The organism is Plantibacter sp., assembly GCF_059073635.1.
On record NZ_JCACOF010000010.1, the window covers coordinates 238349 to 255109 of the forward strand.

Annotated in this window: 14 protein-coding genes; 3 read left to right on the forward strand and 11 right to left on the reverse strand. The window is 70.9% G+C overall.

What is annotated here, in order from left to right; translation table 11 throughout:
* Positions 1-5 precede the first annotated feature (5 nt).
* The 10 genes from AC5JOC_RS13345 to AC5JOC_RS13390 all read right to left on the reverse strand — a co-directional run bounded on the left by AC5JOC_RS13345 (position 6) and on the right by AC5JOC_RS13390 (position 11255).
* Positions 6-1724, reverse strand: coding sequence for a dipeptide ABC transporter ATP-binding protein (locus tag AC5JOC_RS13345; protein WP_494246552.1), 1719 nt, complete (start codon positions 1722-1724; stop codon positions 6-8).
* On the reverse strand, positions 1721-2593 hold the full coding sequence (locus tag AC5JOC_RS13350; RefSeq protein ID WP_494246553.1) for an ABC transporter permease: 873 nt from the start codon (positions 2591-2593) through the stop codon (positions 1721-1723). The genes AC5JOC_RS13345 and AC5JOC_RS13350 overlap by 4 nt, the downstream gene beginning before the upstream one ends.
* Positions 2590-3681 carry an ABC transporter permease gene (locus AC5JOC_RS13355; RefSeq protein ID WP_494246554.1) on the reverse strand — a complete coding sequence of 364 codons (1092 nt, stop codon included), beginning with the start codon at positions 3679-3681 and terminating at the stop codon, positions 2590-2592. The genes AC5JOC_RS13350 and AC5JOC_RS13355 overlap by 4 nt, the downstream gene beginning before the upstream one ends.
* 71 nt (positions 3682-3752) lie before the next feature.
* Complete coding sequence (locus AC5JOC_RS13360) at positions 3753-5375, reverse strand: ABC transporter substrate-binding protein (RefSeq protein WP_494246555.1); 1623 nt, start codon at positions 5373-5375, stop codon at positions 3753-3755.
* Between the two features lie 90 nt (positions 5376-5465).
* Positions 5466-6986 (reverse strand): NtaA/DmoA family FMN-dependent monooxygenase, encoded by a 1521-nt coding sequence (locus AC5JOC_RS13365; RefSeq protein WP_342450898.1) that lies wholly within the window; start codon positions 6984-6986, stop codon positions 5466-5468.
* 83 nt (positions 6987-7069) lie between these two features.
* Entirely contained in the window at positions 7070-8500 is a 1431-nt protein-coding gene (locus tag AC5JOC_RS13370) for an amidase (protein ID WP_494246556.1), read from the reverse strand.
* A 109-nt stretch (positions 8501-8609) separates the two neighbouring features.
* The gene (locus tag AC5JOC_RS13375) at positions 8610-9191 is read right to left on the reverse strand and encodes a GNAT family N-acetyltransferase (protein ID WP_079707223.1); all 582 of its coding nucleotides are present in this window, start codon (positions 9189-9191) and stop codon (positions 8610-8612) included.
* A 65-nt stretch (positions 9192-9256) separates the two neighbouring features.
* Positions 9257-9976, reverse strand: a complete 720-nt coding sequence (locus AC5JOC_RS13380; RefSeq protein ID WP_494246557.1) for a uracil-DNA glycosylase — start codon at positions 9974-9976, stop codon at positions 9257-9259.
* Positions 9977-9979: 3 nt separating this feature from the next.
* Complete coding sequence (locus AC5JOC_RS13385) at positions 9980-10717, reverse strand: Type 1 glutamine amidotransferase-like domain-containing protein (RefSeq protein ID WP_064295268.1); 738 nt, start codon at positions 10715-10717, stop codon at positions 9980-9982.
* A 40-nt stretch (positions 10718-10757) separates the two neighbouring features.
* Positions 10758-11255: a phosphoribosyltransferase gene (locus tag AC5JOC_RS13390; protein ID WP_071262460.1), complete on the reverse strand. Its 498-nt coding sequence runs from the start codon at positions 11253-11255 to the stop codon at positions 10758-10760.
* 45 nt (positions 11256-11300) lie between these two features.
* Here AC5JOC_RS13390 and AC5JOC_RS13395 point away from each other — a divergent pair, with 45 nt between their 5' ends.
* On the forward strand, positions 11301-12839 hold the full coding sequence (locus tag AC5JOC_RS13395; RefSeq protein WP_079707225.1) for an MFS transporter: 1539 nt from the start codon (positions 11301-11303) through the stop codon (positions 12837-12839).
* 107 nt (positions 12840-12946) lie between these two features.
* On the opposite strand, the gene AC5JOC_RS13400 is transcribed toward AC5JOC_RS13395, so the two are convergent.
* Positions 12947-13723: an SDR family oxidoreductase gene (locus AC5JOC_RS13400; protein ID WP_426738470.1), complete on the reverse strand. Its 777-nt coding sequence runs from the start codon at positions 13721-13723 to the stop codon at positions 12947-12949.
* 204 nt (positions 13724-13927) lie between these two features.
* Between AC5JOC_RS13400 and AC5JOC_RS13405 the strand changes: the two genes are divergently transcribed.
* On the forward strand, positions 13928-15253 hold the full coding sequence (locus AC5JOC_RS13405; protein ID WP_079707226.1) for a bifunctional o-acetylhomoserine/o-acetylserine sulfhydrylase: 1326 nt from the start codon (positions 13928-13930) through the stop codon (positions 15251-15253).
* A 284-nt stretch (positions 15254-15537) separates the two neighbouring features.
* Entirely contained in the window at positions 15538-16743 is a 1206-nt protein-coding gene (gene metX / locus AC5JOC_RS13410) for a homoserine O-acetyltransferase MetX (protein ID WP_137243323.1), read from the forward strand.
* Positions 16744-16761: the final 18 nt, after the last annotated feature.

Sequence of the window (16761 nt, forward strand, 5' to 3'; positions counted from 1 at the left end):
TGCGCTCATCCGACGGCCTCGAACCGGCTCGGATCGAGCCGCTCGACGTCGAACCGCGGCACCGCGTCGAGCAGCTCCCGAGTGTACGCGTGCTGCGGATGCCCGAGGACGGCCGAGGCCGGGCCCGACTCGACGACGCGCCCGGTCGACAGCACCGTCACCTCGTCGGCGATCTGCCGGACGAGACCGAGGTCGTGCGAGATGAACAGGTAGCTGAGCGCGTGCTCGTCCCGGAGGTCGAGGAGCAGTTCGACGATCTGCGCCTGCACCGAGACGTCGAGCGCCGAGGTGGGCTCGTCGAGGACGAGGACCGACGGCGCGAGGACGAGCGTCCTCGCGAGTGCGACCCGCTGGCGCTGACCGCCCGACACCTCCCGTGCACGACGCCCCAGCGCACTCGTGGGGAGGGCGACCTGGTCGAGGATGGTCGCGACGCGGCGGCGACGTTCGTCGGCGCTCCGCACCCCGTGGATCCGCAGGGGCTCCTCGATGATCTGTCCGACGGTGTAGCGCGGATCGACCGCCGAGAGCGGGTTCTGGTAGACCAGCTGGAGGTCGCGCGCGAAGGGGTTGGCGACGGCGTTGTCTCGTGGCAGCTCCCGGCCGGCCACCCGCACCGACCCGTCGTCGAAGGCGGTGAGCCCGGCGACGATGCGGGCGAGCGTCGATTTGCCCGACCCGGACTCGCCCACGAGCGCGTGGATCGAGCGCGGGCGGAGGACGAGCGAAGCCTCGTCGAGTGCGGGCGGCGTCTGGGGATCGCGCCCGTACCGTTTCGACACGTGCGACACCTCGACCACGGCGGGTGGCACGATCGTCTCGCCGCGCTGCTCCGCCTGCACCTGCTCGGCCGCAGCGCGGATGCGTTCCCGGTAGCGCAGCGGCGACGACGCGGGTGAGTCCGAGAGCAGCCCCACCGTGTAGGGGTGCTGCGGTGCGAGCAACACCTCCTCGGCCGGACCGGACTCGCGGACGTTCCCGTCCTGCAGGACCACGATCGCGTCGCTGCGCTCCTGCGCCAGCGCCAGGTCGTGGGTGATGAAGAGGATCCCGAGCCCGAGCTCCTGCCGGAGGCCGTCGAGGAGGTCGAGGATGCGCCGCTGGACGGTCACGTCGAGCGCGGACGTCGGTTCGTCGGCGATGAGCAGCTTGGGCCTCGCCGCGATGGCGATCGCGATGAGCACCCGCTGCAACTGCCCGCCGGAGAGCTCGTGCGGGTAGGACCGCACGCGGGCCGAGGCCTGACGGATGCCCACGTGCTCGAGCAACTCGATCACGCGCGCGGGGACCTCCGAGCGCGGGGTGTCGCCCGCCACCTGGACCGCCTGGGCGATCTGCACGCCGATCCGCTGCAGCGGGTCGAGTGAACTCAGCGGATCCTGCGGGATGAAACCGAGCGTCGAGCCGCGCAGGGGGCGCCACTGCTTCCGGGAGAAGTCGGCGACCTCGTGTCCGGCGACCGCGACCCGACCGGCGGTGACCGAGCCGTTGCCCGGGAGGAGTCCCGCGACCGCCCGGGCGATCGTGCTCTTCCCCGAACCGGACTGACCCACGAGCGACACCGTCTCGCCGCGGCCGACCTGGAACGACACGTCGCGCACCGTGTCAGTCGGCCCCCTCGAGCCACGCGTCCGGTACCCGACGGCGAGCCCGTCGACGAGCAACGGCACCGGAGCCGCGTCGACGACGTGGAGTGAGCTGTGCTGCAGGGCTGCCTGGTTCATGCGGTGGTCCTCTCGCGGGTGAGCTGGCTGAGACGGCTGATGGCGAGCACGGTGACGGCGATCACGAGGCCCGGGACGACGACGAGCCACGGCGAGGACACGACGTACTGACGACCCTCGGAGACGAGCAGGCCCCACTCCGGGTCGGGCGGTGGGGCTCCGTACCCGAGGAAGCTGAGCGAGGAGATCCAGATGATGGCGAGGCCGAACTGGAGGGCCGTGAGCGACAGCACCGCGGAGTACGAGTTCGGGAAGACGTGCTTCGCGAGGACGTACGCCCGCGAACCGCCGAGATGGTGACTCGCCTCGACGAACGGCAGGTCCTTCACCGTCAGCACCTCGGAGCGCATGATCCTGGTGAACGCCGCGATCGAGGAGATCCCCACGGCGACGGCCGCGTTCAGGGTGCCGAAGCCGAGCGCCACGACGACGACCATCGCGAGGAGCAGCCCGGGGATCGAGAGCAGCACGTCGACGATCCGGCTGATGACGGCGTCGACGAGACCGCCGAACGACGCGGCGACGAGCCCGAGGACCGTGCCGGCGCCGAGACCGATGAGGACGGCGACCGCCGAGCCGAGCAGGGTCCGACCGGTGCCGTGGATCACCCGCGACAGCAGGTCGCGACCGAGGGAGTCGGTTCCGAACCAGTGCGCGACCGATGGTGCGGCGAGCGCGTTGGCGTCGTCGGGCTCGAGCGGGTCGTACGGCGTGAGGAGGCCGGGTGCGATCACGGACACGAGGACGAGACCGACGACGATGATCGCCAGGACGTCCGCGACCCCGAGGCGGCCGAGGAGTCGACGGAACGCGTCCGGTCCGTCGTCGGCCGCGGTGACGTCGCGGTCCGGTTGGAGTCGGAGGCTCATGCGTCCACGCTCGCTTTCGTCGGGATACCGCCGGGTACCGCCGTCCCCGTCGCCGCCGCTGTCGCGACAGCAGGCCTGGCGAGGCGGGAGCGTCGTGACCTCCCATGCCCGGGCCGGACGATGCGCGGGTCGAGGACGGGGTAGACGAGGTCGGTCACGAGGTTGATGCCGACGTAGATGGAGGAGATGAGGATGACGACGGCCAGGATCACCGGGGTGTCCTGATCGCGCACGCTCTCGAAGGTGATGAATCCGAGGCCGGTGCGGGTGAACACGGCCTCCACGACGACGGCACCGGCCAGCAACTCTCCGACGACGAGGGCGAGCATCGTGATCGACGGGATCGCACCGTTCTTCAGGACGTGGCCGAGGGCGATCCGGACCTCGCTCGTCCCCTTCGCGCGGAGCACGGTGACGAAGGGTTCGTCCGCAGCCTTCCGGAGTCCCTGGATCAACACCTGCGTCAACGGACCGTTGACGGCGAGCGCCAGGGTCAGCGCCGGGAGCACGTAGGACACGAAGCCCTGATCGCGCACCGACGACACCCAGCCGAGCTGGAAGGAGAAGATCGCGAGGAGCACGAAGCCGATGAGGAAGCTCGGCGCGGAGATGGAGGCGATGGGCGCCGATGCCGCGATGCTCCTGATCGCCCTGACGGGGGCGTACACGGCGGTGAGCGCGATCGCGAGCGACAGCACGATCGTCATGACGAACGCCACGCCCGCGAGCACGATCGTGTCCGAGAAGCCCTGCGCGACGAGGTCCGACACGGCACGACCGCTCACGAGCGAGTAGCCGAGGTCCCCGTGGAGGAGCCGCCCGACCGTCAGCGTGAACTGTGCGAGCGGCGACAGGTCGAAGTGGTAGTAGGCCCGCAGTGCTTCGCCGGCGGACGGGGGCAGTGGGTTGAGCGGGCTCGTCAGCTTGTTCTCGATGGGGTCGCCGGGCAGGACGAAGAGGGTGAAGAAGACGAGCGTGTAGACGAGCGCGATGACGAGGAGCGCCTGGGCGACGCGCCTGATCACGTACTCGCGGTACTGCCGGCGTCGCGTGTCCGCCGCGCTGGCGTTCGGATGCTGGTTGGACATGTGGGGCCTCCTCTCGGAAGGGACGGGACCGGACACGGGAGGGCCGTCCGATCGACGGCCCTCCCGCTCGCTCAGTCCTCGATCGAGGTGTTGTAGAACTCCGGCAGGGCGCCGTCGGTGAGGGAGAAGCCCTTCACCCGCTGCTGGGTGACGAACACCTGGCTGTCGTTGAGGATCGGGACGACGTAGGCCTGGTCGATCAGGTGGTCCTGGATCTGTCCGAGGATCGCCGCACGGGTGTCGTCGTCGGTCGCGGCGTTCTGCGCGTCGAGCAGCGACTGCAGGGTCGTGTCGGAGCCGGCGAGACCGAGGAGGTCTGAGCCGTCCTTGCTGTAGTACTCGCTGAGGCCCTTCGAGGGGTCCGGGTGCGGCCAACCGACCCGAAGCGCCCCGACCTCCGGGTCCGCGAACGCGGTCGCCCAGTAGGTGGAGTAGTCGAGCTCGTTGAGCGACAGCTCGATCCCGACGTCCTTGAACTGGTTCTGGATCTGCTGGAAGAGGCTCTTCGCCGTGTTGTCGTAGACGTCGATGTAGGTCTTCACCGTGAGCCGCTCGCCGCCCTTCGTGCGGTAGCCGTCCGCGTCGCGCTCGGTCCAGCCGGCGCCGTCGAGGAGGCGGTTCGCCGCATCCGGGTCGTAGGCGAACTTCGCCGATTCGTCGACGTAGCCGAAGGTGCCCGGCGACAGGACCGACGTCGCGGGCGTCCAGCTGTCGGTGTACTGCGTCTCGATGATCTGCTCACGGTCGATCGCGTGCAGCAGCGCCTTGCGGACGTCGACGTCGTCGAGGAACGGCGCCTGGCTGCGGAGGAACCACTGGTTGCTGAGACCGACACCCGTCTTGGACACGATGTCGTAGCCGGCGTCGACGAGCCCTTGCTCCTCGCTCGGCTGGACGTAGCGGATGACGTCGGCCTCGCCCGACTTCAGGGTGCCGAGCCGGACGCTGTCCTCCTGCACGGGGATGACCGTGACCGAGGCGAGGTGCGCCTCGCCCTGGTTCGGGGAGGACGGCGGGGCCCAGGCGTACCCCTCACGACGGTCGAGCACGATCTCCTTGCCGTAGGTCTCGGAGGCGACGACGAAGGGGCCCGAGCCGATGAGGTTCACGAACTTCGACTGCTCCTCCTTGCTCGCGTCGATCGTGGCGTCGGCGACGAGCCCGGATCCCCACCCGGTGAGCACGTTGAGGAAGGGCGCGTAGGGTGCGGCGAGGACGACGGTGACGGTGCTGGTCGCGTCGTCCGGCGTCGCGACGAGACCGGGCGGGAACTGCGCGTTCGGGGTCGTGCCCTTCGCCTCGTCGCCGGTCGACTGCCAGTTCAGGTTCTTCGCGACGCTCGTGGCGTCGACGGCGGTGCCGTCGCTGTAGGTGACGCCGTCACGGATCACGAAGGTGTACGTGAGACCGTCGGGGCTGACGGTCCAGGAGTCGGCGATCCACGGTTCGAGTTCGCCCGTCTCCGCGTTGCGGTAGAGCAGTCGGTCGGTGATGTTCTGCTGGAGCGCACGGGTCTGCCATGTGCCCGCCTCCTGCACCTGCGCCGAGGTGGGGATCTCCGCGTCGAGGTAGGTGAGGCTGCCACCGTCCGCGTCGGACGAGGCCGACGCCGCCGAGCAGCCGGTCAGCGCGATGCTCACGGCGACGAGGGCTGCGGCGGCGAGTCGTGCTCGCCGTCTGGTGGTTCGGGTCATGACGGGTACTCCTGTGGGTCGGGGTGGTCCGGTGCTGTGCCGGTGTGGTTGCCCATCCTGGTCGGCGCACCGGGCCACCCCGCCGCTCTGTTACGACAGGTTTCCCGCGGGTTCCCTCGATGACGCCGTGTGACCGTCGAGCGCCCTCTCGTGCTGGTCGCCGAGGTTCCGTCCTCCGCGATATCGTGCGGCCGGGTGGTCGTCGGGGAGCCGGGCCGCCCCGCCCGTCAGGCGCTCGCGGAGCGTCTCCCCCGGTCGATACGCGTCGCGCAGCCGCCCTCGGCGACGCAGCTCCGGCACGACGAGTTCGACGAAATCGGTGAGCGTGTCGAGGCTGTGGTACTGCCGCAGGTTGATCCCGTCGATACCGACCTCGTCCAACCATCGCTCGATCTCGTCGGCGACGACCTCGGGGGTGCCGACGGCGAAGAAGTCCCGTTCGAGGTCGCTGCCGACCCGCACGATGAACTCGCCGACGGTGCCGGCCGTCACCTGCGGCGGCAGGGCGTCCGCCGGGACCCCCTCTGCGGCGAGCGCCTCGGCGACGGTCCGGTCCTCCGGGTGCGCCAGCGGGTCGAACGGCAGCCCGGCGTGCACGAACCGGCCGACGATACTCGCATGCTCGCGGTACTGCGCGGCCTTGGCCTCGGCCTCCTCCTGCGTCCGCGCGACGATGACGGCGGCCTGGACGACGATCTTCAGCGCGGCCCCGTCGCGTCCGTTGTCGGCCGCTGCCGCACGGAACCGCTCGAGGAGGGGTCCTGCACCACCTGGACCCCGCACGCCCGTGAACACGGCTTCGGCGTGCCGTCCGGCGAACGCGATGCCGGCCGGTGAGGCGGTCGCGGTGTAGAGCAGCGGTGTCCGCTGCGCGCTCGGCTCGGACAGGTGCGGTCCGGCGACCTGGAAGTAGCGCCCGACGTGATCGATGTACCGCACCTTGTCGGGGTCGGAGTAGACGCCGGCCTCCCGGTCGCGGATGACGGCGTCGTCGTCCCAGGACCCCTCCCAGAGCTTGTAGAGGACGTCCAGGTACTCCTCGGCGATCGCGAACCGTTCGTCGTGCGGGATCTCCTCGGCGAGGCCGAAGTTCCGTGCGGCGTTCGGCAGGTAGGAGGTGACGATGTTCCACGCGACGCGGCCGTTCGTCAGGTGGTCGAGGGTGCTCATGCGACGCGCGAAGGCGAACGGCGGCTCGTAGCTCGTCGAGAAGGTGATGCCGAAGCCGAGGTGCTCGGTCACGGCGGCCATCGCGGGGACGACGAGCAGCGGGTCGTTGTTGGGGATCTGCAGGCCCTCGCGCAGGGCGTCGGCCGGGCCGCCGCGGAAGACGTCGTAGGCGCCGACCACGTCCGCGATGAAGATCGCGTCGAACCCGCCCGCCTCCGCTGTCCGGGCGAGTGTCGTCCAGTACCGGATGTCGGTGTACTGGTCGCGTCGGTTGTCCGGCAGGCGCCAGAGGCCGTGGGTGATGTGGCTCACGCAGTTCATCTCGAACAGGTTGAGGATGAGCTGCTTGGGGCTGGACCGCGTCGGGCTGGACTGTTCGCTGATGATCGACTCCTCCGGTGGAGCGGCGATCGGTCCGTCCGGACCGGGCCGCCTCAGCACCCTAGGCGCAGCGGGAGGGACGAGGTCCGGCCGCGGTGTCACATCCCGTCATACGCCACCGGGCGACGCGGGGCGACGATCGGTCAGCGGGCGACGGACGGGACGCGGTCCTGCCAACGCAGTCGCCGCTCCAGTTGCGCACCGAGGGCGAGCAGGGTGGCCTCGCCTCCGGGACGCCCGATCAGCTGGACGCCCATCGGCAGCCCCTCGGACGTCTCGTGCACCGGGAGCGTGATGGCCGGCAGGCCGGTCGCGTTCACGAAGGAGGTGTGCGGCGCGTAGCGCACCTGCTGCTCGAAGTTCAGCTCGGGCGAGTCCTGGTCGTACCACCCGATCGGCCGTGGTGTCTGGGCGAGCGCCGGCGTGATGATCGCGTCGAACGGCGCGAACTGCGCGAGGACGCTGCGTTCGAACCGGTGGAGACTGGCGAGCGTCTCCATGAGCCGGGTCGCCGGCAGCGCCCGACCGCGCTCGACGAGGGACCTCGTGATGGGTTCGAGGAGCGCCAGCTCCGCCTCCGAGGACGCCGGGACACCGGCCGCTGAGGCCTGCCAGATCGTCGTGAAGTCGGCCGGGTACCGTTCGGCGTCGCGAAGGGTGAGCTCCTCCAGGCCGTGCCCCATCGCGGTGAACGCCCGGGTGGCGACGTCGACGGCGGCGCGGGCCTCCGGGTCCACCGCCAGCTCGAAGGCGCTGTCCCAGGGTGAGCCGTCGAGGACCGCCAACTGGAACCGGCCCTCGCCGCGCACGGCGTGCCCGAGCAGGGGTCCGTCGTCGGCGTCGGGTGCGCGCAGCGTGAAGTGGTGGTCGATGCGTCCGTGCACGCGCTCGATCATCGCGTCGAGCAGGAGCGCCGCGTCGGCGACGGTCCGGGCGATCGGCCCGGGGACGACGAGGCCGGCGAGTCGGTCGACACCGGAGCCCGCGGGGACGAGCCCCCGCGTGGGCTTCAGGCCGACGAGCCCGCAGGCGGCCGCCGGGATGCGGACGGAGCCGCCACCGTCGGAGCCGGGGGCGAACGGGAGGAGCCGCGCGGCGACGGCGGCTGCGGCCCCGCCACTCGACCCCGCCGCTCCGCGGTCGAGGGCCCACGGGTTCCGCGTCGGCACCCCGTCGAGCGGCTCCGTGTAGCCGTAGAGCCCGAACTCCGGGGTCGCGGTCTTCCCGAGGCTCACCGCTCCGGCCCGGTCGAGGACGCCGACCAGCTCGTCGTCGGTCGTCGCCACGACCTCCGCGGTGAGCCGTGACCCGAAGCGGACGGGCTGACCGGCACGGGACACGAGGTCCTTGTCGCCGATCGGGAGTCCCCAGAGCGGTGCGGTCCGAGGAAGCGCCTCGACCGCCTCCACGCGTTCGGCGAGCGATCCGGCGGCGACCGAGGTGAAGGCGCCGATCGCGTCGTCGAGGCGCTCGATGCGGTCGAGGTAGTGCCGGGCGAGCTCCGTCGGTGAGACCTCGTCCCGCTGCAACGCCTGCCACTGCTCGAGCGCCGTCAGCTCGTGGAGTTCCGCCATGCGACCAGCCTAGAGGCGGCGCTCTCCTGTGGTCCCCGTTCCCCGGCCGTTCCGGTCCCTGGTCCCTGTCGGTTCCGGTCCCTGAGCCTGTCGAAGGGCGTCGACCGGTTCAGCGCTTCAAGGACTTCTGGAGGAGGACCGTGCCGATCCAGCGGCCGAACTTGAACCCGACACGGCCCATGCGGCCCACCTCGGTGAACCCGAACTTCTCGTGCAGGGCGATCGACGACTCGGCGCCCTTGTCGGCGATGACGGCCAGCATCTCCTTGAGCCCGGCGGCCTTCGAGCGCTCGATGAGCTCACCGAGCAGATCGGTGCCGAGGCCCTTGCCGGTCGCCGCCGCTCCGAGGTAGATCGAGCTCTCCACGGTGAATCGGTAGGCGCGCTTCTGCTTCCACGGCGCGCACAGCGCGTACCCGAGGATCTGTCCGGTCGGGTTGACGGCGACGATGAACGGGAGCTGGAGCCGCTGCAGGTAGGCGAACTTGGAGCGCCACTCGGCGAGGGTCATCGCGTCCTCGTCGAAGGTGACCATGCTGTTGGCGACGTAGTGGTTGTAGATCGCCCGGATGTCGGGCAGGTCGGCCGCAGTGGCGTCGCGCATCGTGAAGGCGAACGGCGTCTCGGGGGTCGGCGGCTTGCGCAGGTGCGGCGGCAGCCGGCGCCTCGGCTCGTACTCCTCTTCCAGCATCCCCCAAGCCTAACGAGGGGGTGGGTCGGCGGACAGCCCTTGCGGCCGACGCCACGACCCGGTCGTCAGTCGAGCGACCAGTCGATCGGGTCCACGCCGCGGGAGACGAGGAAGTCGTTCGTGCGGCTGAACGGCTTCGAGCCGAAGAAGCCCCGCGAGGCGGAGAGCGGACTCGGGTGCGCCGAGACGATGACGTGGCGGTCGGGGTCGCCCGATGATTCGAGCAGCGGTGCCAGTCGTTCGGCGTCCTTGCCCCAGAGGATCGACACGAGCGGTGCGGGGCGTGCGGCGAGCGCGCGGATCGCCTGTTCCGTGACCGCCTCCCAGCCGTGTCGGCGGTGCGACCCGGCGGAACCCGCCTCGACCGTGAGGACGCGGTTGAGGAGCAGCACGCCCTGTCCGGTCCACGAACTGAGATCGCCGTGTTCCGGCGTCGGGACACCGAGGTCCTCGCGGAGTTCCCGATGGATGTTCGCGAGGCTGCGCGGCACCGGGCGGACCTCCCGGTCCGCGGCGAACGACAGGCCGATCGGATGACCCGGCGTCGGGTACGGGTCCTGCCCGACGATGAGGACCCGGACCGCGCTGAACGGCGTGCGGAAGGCCCGCAGGACGAGCTCGGGTGCCGGCAACCATCGGGCACCGGCCGCTGTCTGCGCCGCGAGCCAGTGGTCGATCGTCGCGAGGTCGTCCGCGACGGGTGCGAGCGCGTCGGCCCACCCCTCGTCCATCGACCCCGCCGCGGCGAGCTGTGCCGGGGTGCCGCCGAGGATCCCGTTCGTCATGGACTACTGCTGCTGCGGCTGCTCGGCACCGATCGTGCGGACGACGACCCCGTGCTCGGCGGTGAAGACCTGCCAGACACTGCCGCCACCGAGGACGGAGAGCGCCCCCTGCCCGACGACGAGCGCCGTGTTCTCGTCGATCGCGACCCCGCCGTCGACGACCCCGGCCTCCGTCGCGGCGACGAGCCGCCCGAGGGTGCCCCACTGTGCGGCATGCGCCTCGACCGCGATGTCGACGAGCCCGAGACCGTCGCCGATCGTGACCTCGTCGAGTTCCTCGGACGCCGCCTCGGGGCTCACGGGGACCTCGCCGACACGCCATCCGCCGATGATCGCGTGCTCGGCGGCGATCATCGCGCCGGCCGAGATGCCGAGGTAGGGCAGACCGGACGCGACGAGGCGTCGGATGTCGGTGGCGACCGGCGCGACCGCCTCCGCGTAGGCCGAGGGCAGCCCGCCGCCGACGACGATCCCGTCGACCTCGGCCAGCTGAGCCTGCGCGACCACGCCGCCCTCGCGGACGACCACGCGGATCGCCTCGATCTCACCGGAGCGTGCGACGGCACGTTCCAGGGCGGCGGACTGCTCGAGCCCGTCACCGTCGTGCACGACGACGATCGCGATGCGCGGGGCCAACCGACCGGCGACGACCGCGAGCGCGGCCGCCTCGGCGATGAACGCTGCGTAGACGGTCGACTCGGTCTCTGGGGCGGCCGGACCGCCGAGGAGGAAAACACTCACCCTGAGACCCTACCCGGCACCCCGGATCAGGCGGGGACGATCAGGCCGTGATCGTCGGCAGCGTCGACCAGGGGAAGGAGATCCAGCGGTCGACACGCTTCCACACGTAGTCGGGGCGGAGCACCGTCTGCGGCTTCTCGTACAGCGTCACCGTGCGGACCTCCGCACCGCTCGCCTGCATGAGTTCCAGCACCATCGCGAGCGTGCGACCCGAGTCGGACACGTCGTCGACGAGCAGCACCCGGCTCCCCGGCAACCCGGCCACGTCGAGCAGCGGCGGGAGCACGACGGGCTCGGGGAGACGCGCGTCGACCCCGGTGTAGAACTCGACGTTCAGCGCGCCGCACGCCTTCACGTCGAGGGCGTAGGCGATGGCACCGGCGAGCAGGAGCCCACCGCGCGCGATCGCGACGACGGAGTCGGGCCGGAACCCGCTCGCGACGATCGCACTGGACAGTTCGCGGGCCGCGTCACCGAACGTGGGCCAGTCGAGGACCTCTCGCTCCGGGGACGCTGCGCTGGGGTTCTCGGTCGACATCCTCCAACGCTATCCTGCCGGCCGGGCCGCCTGTACCATCCCCACATGGCGCGAGACAGCACGACGACCGGCGGAGCCTCGGCGACCGGATGGCGGACGTCGATCCGTGGGTCGGCAGCCGGCATCACCGCAGGACTCATCGGCTGGTTGTTCCTCGTCGAGATCACGAGCGGCGTCCTGCAGGGCTACTACGTCCCGCTCATCCCGGACCTCGTCGAGCACCTGGGCATCCACGACGCGGACTTCAACTGGTTCGAGGCCGCGCAGCTGCTGTTGTCGGCGCTCGTCGTCCCCATCCTCGCGAAGCTCGGCGACATGTTCGGGCACAAGCGGGTCCTCCTCGTCTCCACCGTGTTGACGGCCGGCGCCAGCTGGTGGCTCGTCGTCGCCGGGGACTTCTGGTCGTTCCTCGCGGCCTGGGCACTGCAGGGCTTCTACGTCGTGTGGCTGCCACTCGAGATCGCACTCATCTTCGAGCGGGGCCGTCGCTCCGGCACCGGGGCCTCGCAGACCCGCCGGGCCGCCGGCCTGCTCGTCGTGGCGCTCGAGGCCGGCGCCATCATCGGTGCGCTGTCGAGCGGACGCATCCTCACCGCCCTCGGCGGCGACATCCCACTCACGATGATGCTGCCGGCCGTCGCGGTGACCCTCGTCTTCTTCGCCATCCTGTTCGGCGTCCCCGAGTCCGAACCCCTGCCGGGCAGGACTTTGGACCTCGCGGGCTTCGTACTCCTCAGCCTCGCGCTCCTGCTCATCACCTCTGGGCTCACCTTCCTGCGACTCAACGGTCCGCAGACGTGGTGGGTGTGGGGGCTCATCGCGATCGGCGTGCTCGCGTTCCTGCCGTTCGGGCGACATGAACTGCGGCAGCCCGACCCGGCGATCGACCTCCGGGTGCTCCGGCAACCCAACATGTGGCCGGTGCAACTGACCGCCGGGCTCATCGGGATCAGCCTGCTCGGCGCCCAGGCCCCGCTCAGCACCTATGCGGGGACACCCCGGGAGAACGGATACGGACTCGGGCTCGACGCCGGCGACATCTCCACGCTCATCGGCGCCTACCTGATCTCGATGATCGTCGGTGCGCTCCTGTTCCCACTCGTGTCGCGCTGGGCGACGCCTCGGATCGCGCTCATCATCGCCGCCTCACTCGTCGCGGTCGGGTACCTGCTGTTCCTCCCGTTCCACCTCGAGACGTGGCAGGTCTTCCTGAACATGGCGATCGCGGGGCTCGGCTCCGGTGCCCTCGTCGGAGCCATGCCGGCTGCGGCCGCGGCCGCCGCACCTCGCGGGCAGACGGGCGTCGCGTCGGCACTGACCAACACGACGAAGACGATCGGTGGCTCCTTCGCCTCGGCCGTCTTCGGCGTGGTGCTGTTCGCCGGCGCCGCGCAGGCCGTCACGGCCGGGGCGTCGAGCCTGTCCGGCTACCTCACGGTCTGGGCGATCTGCGGGGCGGGCGCGCTCGTCGCCGCCGTCCTGCTCTGCTTCGTCCCGAAACTCGCCTTCGCGGACGCGGCCCCGGTCGACGCGGAACCCGGGCCACGCATCGATCCCGCTGCCGAGCACCCGACCGGTCACTGACCTCCCGACCCGTCCCTGACTGCAACCGGTCCCTGAACTCCCGACCGGTCCCTGAACTCCCGACCGGTCCCTGAACTCCCGACCGGTCCCTGAGCCTGTCGAAGGGTCTACTCCGCGACGCGCAACGGCCCCTTCGCCAGGCGGTACGGGGCGGCCTGGGCGACCGGCTTGATCGTGATGAGGTCGAGGTTGACGTGCGGCGGCAGGGAGGTCGCGTGGACGATCGCCTCGGCGACGTCGTCGGCCGAGAGCGGATCCGGCACGTCCTCGTAGACGGCGTCGGCGCGGTCCTGGTCGCCACCGAAGCGCACGAGCGAGAACTCCTCCGTGTGGACCATGCCCGGCGCCACCTCGATCACCCGGATCGGTTCGCCGTTGAGCTCGAGCCGGAGCACCTCGAAGAGCGCCCGCTCGGCGAACTTCGCCGCGTTGTACCCGCCGCCACCCACGTAGGCGACGTGGCCCGCGATCGAGGTGACACCGACGATGGTGGCGGCACCACCCTCCGGGATGCTCCGGCGGAGGATCGGCAGGAGCGCCTGGACCACGCGCTTCGTGCCGAGGACGTTGATGTCGAACATGCGCCGCCAGTCCTCCGCGTCGCCGTCCTCGACGGACGCGAGGCCGAAGGCACCGCCCGCGTTGTTGACGAGCGCCTGGGCGCCGCCGAGCTCCTCCACCCGGGCGGCGAGCGCGTCGACGTCCGCCTGCACGGTCAGATCCGCGACGACCGCCGTACCGCCGATGTCCGCGACGAGCGCCTCGAGCCGCTCTGCTCGGCGGGCCACCGCCACGACGTCCCAGCCGTCGGCGGCGAATCGCCTCGCGGTCGCCTCCCCGATCCCTGAACTCGCACCGGTCACCACCACACGTCTCGTCGTCATGCCTCCAGGGTAGCCACCGGTCCGAGGCGTTACGCCGTGTTTCCGCGTGGTTGGCGCGTGCAGGTGGGGCCGGTAGCCTCGGGGTCACGACGGAGCACCACCCGGAGCCACGCCCGGCGACATCGCTGTCGGACCGAGCGGCCACACCGGCGGCACCCATCACCCGAGCAGCACCGACCACCCGAGCAGAGGGGACCATCCACCATGAGCGATGCCACGAACGACTGGAAGTTCGAGACGAAGCAGATCCACTCCGGAGCTGCGCCCGACCCGGTCACGAAGGCTCGGGCCACGCCGATCTACCAGACGACGAGCTACGTGTTCGACAACGCCGACCACGCCAAGAACCTCTTCGCCCTCGCGGAGTTCGGCAACATCTACACGCGCATCCAGAACCCGACGCAGGCCGTCGTCGAGGAGCGCCTGACCGCGCTCGAGGGTGGCAGCGGCGCCCTCCTCCTCGCCTCCGGGCAGGCGGCGGAGGCCTCGGCGGTCCTCAACATCGCGCAGGCGGGCGACCACATCGTGTCGTCCTCGTCGATCTACGGCGGCACGTACAACCTCTTCAAGTACACGCTCGCGAAGCTCGGCATCGAGACCACCTTCGTGGAGAACCAGGACGACGCCGAGGAGTGGCGGCGTGCGGTGCGCCCGAACACGAAGCTGTTCTTCGCGGAGACGATCGGCAACCCGAAGATCAACATCCTCGACATCCGCCTCGTCGCCGACGTCGCGCACGAGGCCGGCGTCCCGCTGATCGTCGACAACACGATCGCCACGCCGTACCTCATCCGTCCCTTCGAGCACGGAGCGGACATCATCGTCCACTCGGCGACGAAGTTCCTCGGCGGTCACGGCACGGTCATCGGCGGGGTCATCGTCGACGGCGGCACCTTCTCCTGGACCGGGCACGCGGACAAGTTCCCGGGCCTCACGACGCCGGACCCCTCGTACCACGGCGCGGTCTACACCGACGCCGTGGGCGACTCGCTCGCCTACATCATCAAGGCGCGCGTGCAGCTCCTGCGCGACCTGGGTGCGGCCATCGCCCCGGCGAGCGCCTGGCAGCTCATCCAGGGCATCGAGACGCTCAGCCTCCGCATCGAGCGCCACGTGCAGAACGCCCAGCAGGTCGCCGAGTGGCTCGACGCCCACCCCGACATCGCGAGCGTCAACTACTCGGGTCTGCCGTCGAGCCCCTGGTACGCGGCGGCCAACCAGTACGCCCCGAAGGGTGTCGGAGCGGTCCTGTCCTTCGAGCTGAAGGGCGGGGTCGACGCCGGCCGCGCCTTCGTGAACTCGCTGCAGTTGTTCTCGCACCTCGCGAACATCGGCGACGTCCGTTCGCTCGTCATCCACCCGGCGTCGACGACGCACTCGCAGCTCACCCCGGAGCAGCAGCTCACGGCCGGCGTCACGCCCGGGCTCGTGCGGCTCTCGGTGGGACTCGAGAACATCGACGACATCACGGCCGACCTCCAGGCCGGTCTGACCGCCGCGAAGCAGGTCGTCGAGGCCGCCCGGGTCTGAGTCCGTCCCGAGGCGTCCCCTCCTGGGTTGCGCCAGCGCGGTGCGCTGACGCGAGCGCACCCCACAACCGCGAGCGCGGGTCTCCAGAGACCCGCGCTCGCGTCGTTCGTTGCGCACTCGGGCCGGTTCCGCGTCGCTCGGGCCCGTTCCCCGTCACTCGAGCCCGTTCCGGTGCGCCGGAGCCGACGGGAGCGCACTCGCGCCAGCGCACCGCGCCGACCTCGACCGATCGGGTGACGTAACACGGCCGGTCGACGCCCCAGGGCACGCCACAATGGAGACCTATGGACTGGCAGACCCCGGAAGACAGCGTGCCCTCCCGCTTCGTGACCGAAGCCGAGGTCGGCGCCCTGCTCGCGAACCCGCCCTCGAGCGGCGCCTGGCGCGACGGCGACCGGCCGGGCGACCGGCTCTTCGCCCCGCTCGGCCGCCTCGACTTCGAGCACGGCGGGAGCATCCCGCACGCCAGACTCGCCTACGAGACCTGGGGCACGCTCGACGACGACGGCGGCAACGCTGTCCTCATCCTCCACGCGCTCACCGGAGACAGCCACGTCCTCGGAGGCGCCGGCAACGGGCATGCGACCGCCGGGTGGTGGGCCGGCATCGTCGGTCCGGGACTCGCCGTCGACACGGACCGCTGGTTCGTCGTCGCGCCGAACATGATCGGCGGCTGCCAGGGCAGCACCGGCCCCTCCTCCTTCGCGCCCGACGGCGTCGAGTGGGGTTCGCGGTTCCCGTACACCTCGATCCGCGACCAGGTCGAGGCCCAGCACCGACTGCTCGGACACCTCGGACTCGACCGCTGGGCCGCGGTGATCGGTGGCTCGATGGGCGGCATGCACGCCCTCGAGTGGGCCGCCACCCACCCCGAGCTCGTCGACCGACTGGCCGTGATCGCCGCGCCCCCGGTCACGACGGCCGACCAGATCTCGCTGAACTTCGTGCAACTCGAAGCGGTCCGCACGGACCCGCACTTCCAGGGCGGCGACTACTACGACGCCCCGGACGGCGAGGGCCCGCACCGAGGCCTCGCGCTCGCCCGCCGGATGGCCCTGCTCAACTACCGCAGCCCGGGTGAGCTGAACGCCCGGTTCGAGCGCAGCTGGCAGTCGAGCGTGAGCCCGCTCGGGCACGGCGGACGCTTCGCCGTCGAGTCCTACCTCGACTTCCACGGCAACAAGTTCACGCGACGCTTCGACGCCGGGAGCTACGTGACCCTCGTCGAGGCGATGAACTCGCACGACGTCGGACGCGATCGCGGCGGCGTCGGCGCGGCGCTGCGGGCCTACACCGGTCCATCGCTCGTGCTCGGGATCGACAGCGACCGGCTCTTCCCGGTCAGTGGGCAGGAGGAGATCGCGCTCCACCTCCCCGGCAACCTCGACGGCACACGACCGTCGGTCCTCCGGTCCGACTTCGGACACGACGGCTTCCTCATCGAGAACGCGTTGGTCGCCCCGCATCTCAGCCGGCTCCTCGCCGTCTGACAGCTGCGCCCCGTCTGT

Excerpts from the sequence above, each read along its gene's own strand:
- AC5JOC_RS13345 (WP_494246552.1), bottom strand. The coding sequence starts at position 1,724 with ATGAACCAGGCAGCCCTGCAGCACAGCTCACTCCACGTCGTCGACGCG.
- AC5JOC_RS13350 (WP_494246553.1), bottom strand. The coding sequence starts at position 2,593 with ATGAGCCTCCGACTCCAACCGGACCGCGACGTCACCGCGGCCGACGAC.
- AC5JOC_RS13355 (WP_494246554.1), bottom strand. The coding sequence starts at position 3,681 with ATGTCCAACCAGCATCCGAACGCCAGCGCGGCGGACACGCGACGCCGG.
- AC5JOC_RS13360 (WP_494246555.1), bottom strand. The coding sequence starts at position 5,375 with ATGACCCGAACCACCAGACGGCGAGCACGACTCGCCGCCGCAGCCCTC.
- AC5JOC_RS13370 (WP_494246556.1), bottom strand. The coding sequence starts at position 8,500 with ATGGCGGAACTCCACGAGCTGACGGCGCTCGAGCAGTGGCAGGCGTTG.
- AC5JOC_RS13375 (WP_079707223.1), bottom strand. The coding sequence starts at position 9,191 with ATGCTGGAAGAGGAGTACGAGCCGAGGCGCCGGCTGCCGCCGCACCTG.
- AC5JOC_RS13380 (WP_494246557.1), bottom strand. The coding sequence starts at position 9,976 with ATGACGAACGGGATCCTCGGCGGCACCCCGGCACAGCTCGCCGCGGCG.
- AC5JOC_RS13390 (WP_071262460.1), bottom strand. The coding sequence starts at position 11,255 with ATGTCGACCGAGAACCCCAGCGCAGCGTCCCCGGAGCGAGAGGTCCTC.
- AC5JOC_RS13395 (WP_079707225.1), top strand. The coding sequence starts at position 11,301 with ATGGCGCGAGACAGCACGACGACCGGCGGAGCCTCGGCGACCGGATGG.
- AC5JOC_RS13400 (WP_426738470.1), bottom strand. The coding sequence starts at position 13,723 with ATGACGACGAGACGTGTGGTGGTGACCGGTGCGAGTTCAGGGATCGGG.
- AC5JOC_RS13405 (WP_079707226.1), top strand. The coding sequence starts at position 13,928 with ATGAGCGATGCCACGAACGACTGGAAGTTCGAGACGAAGCAGATCCAC.
- metX (WP_137243323.1), top strand. The coding sequence starts at position 15,538 with ATGGACTGGCAGACCCCGGAAGACAGCGTGCCCTCCCGCTTCGTGACC.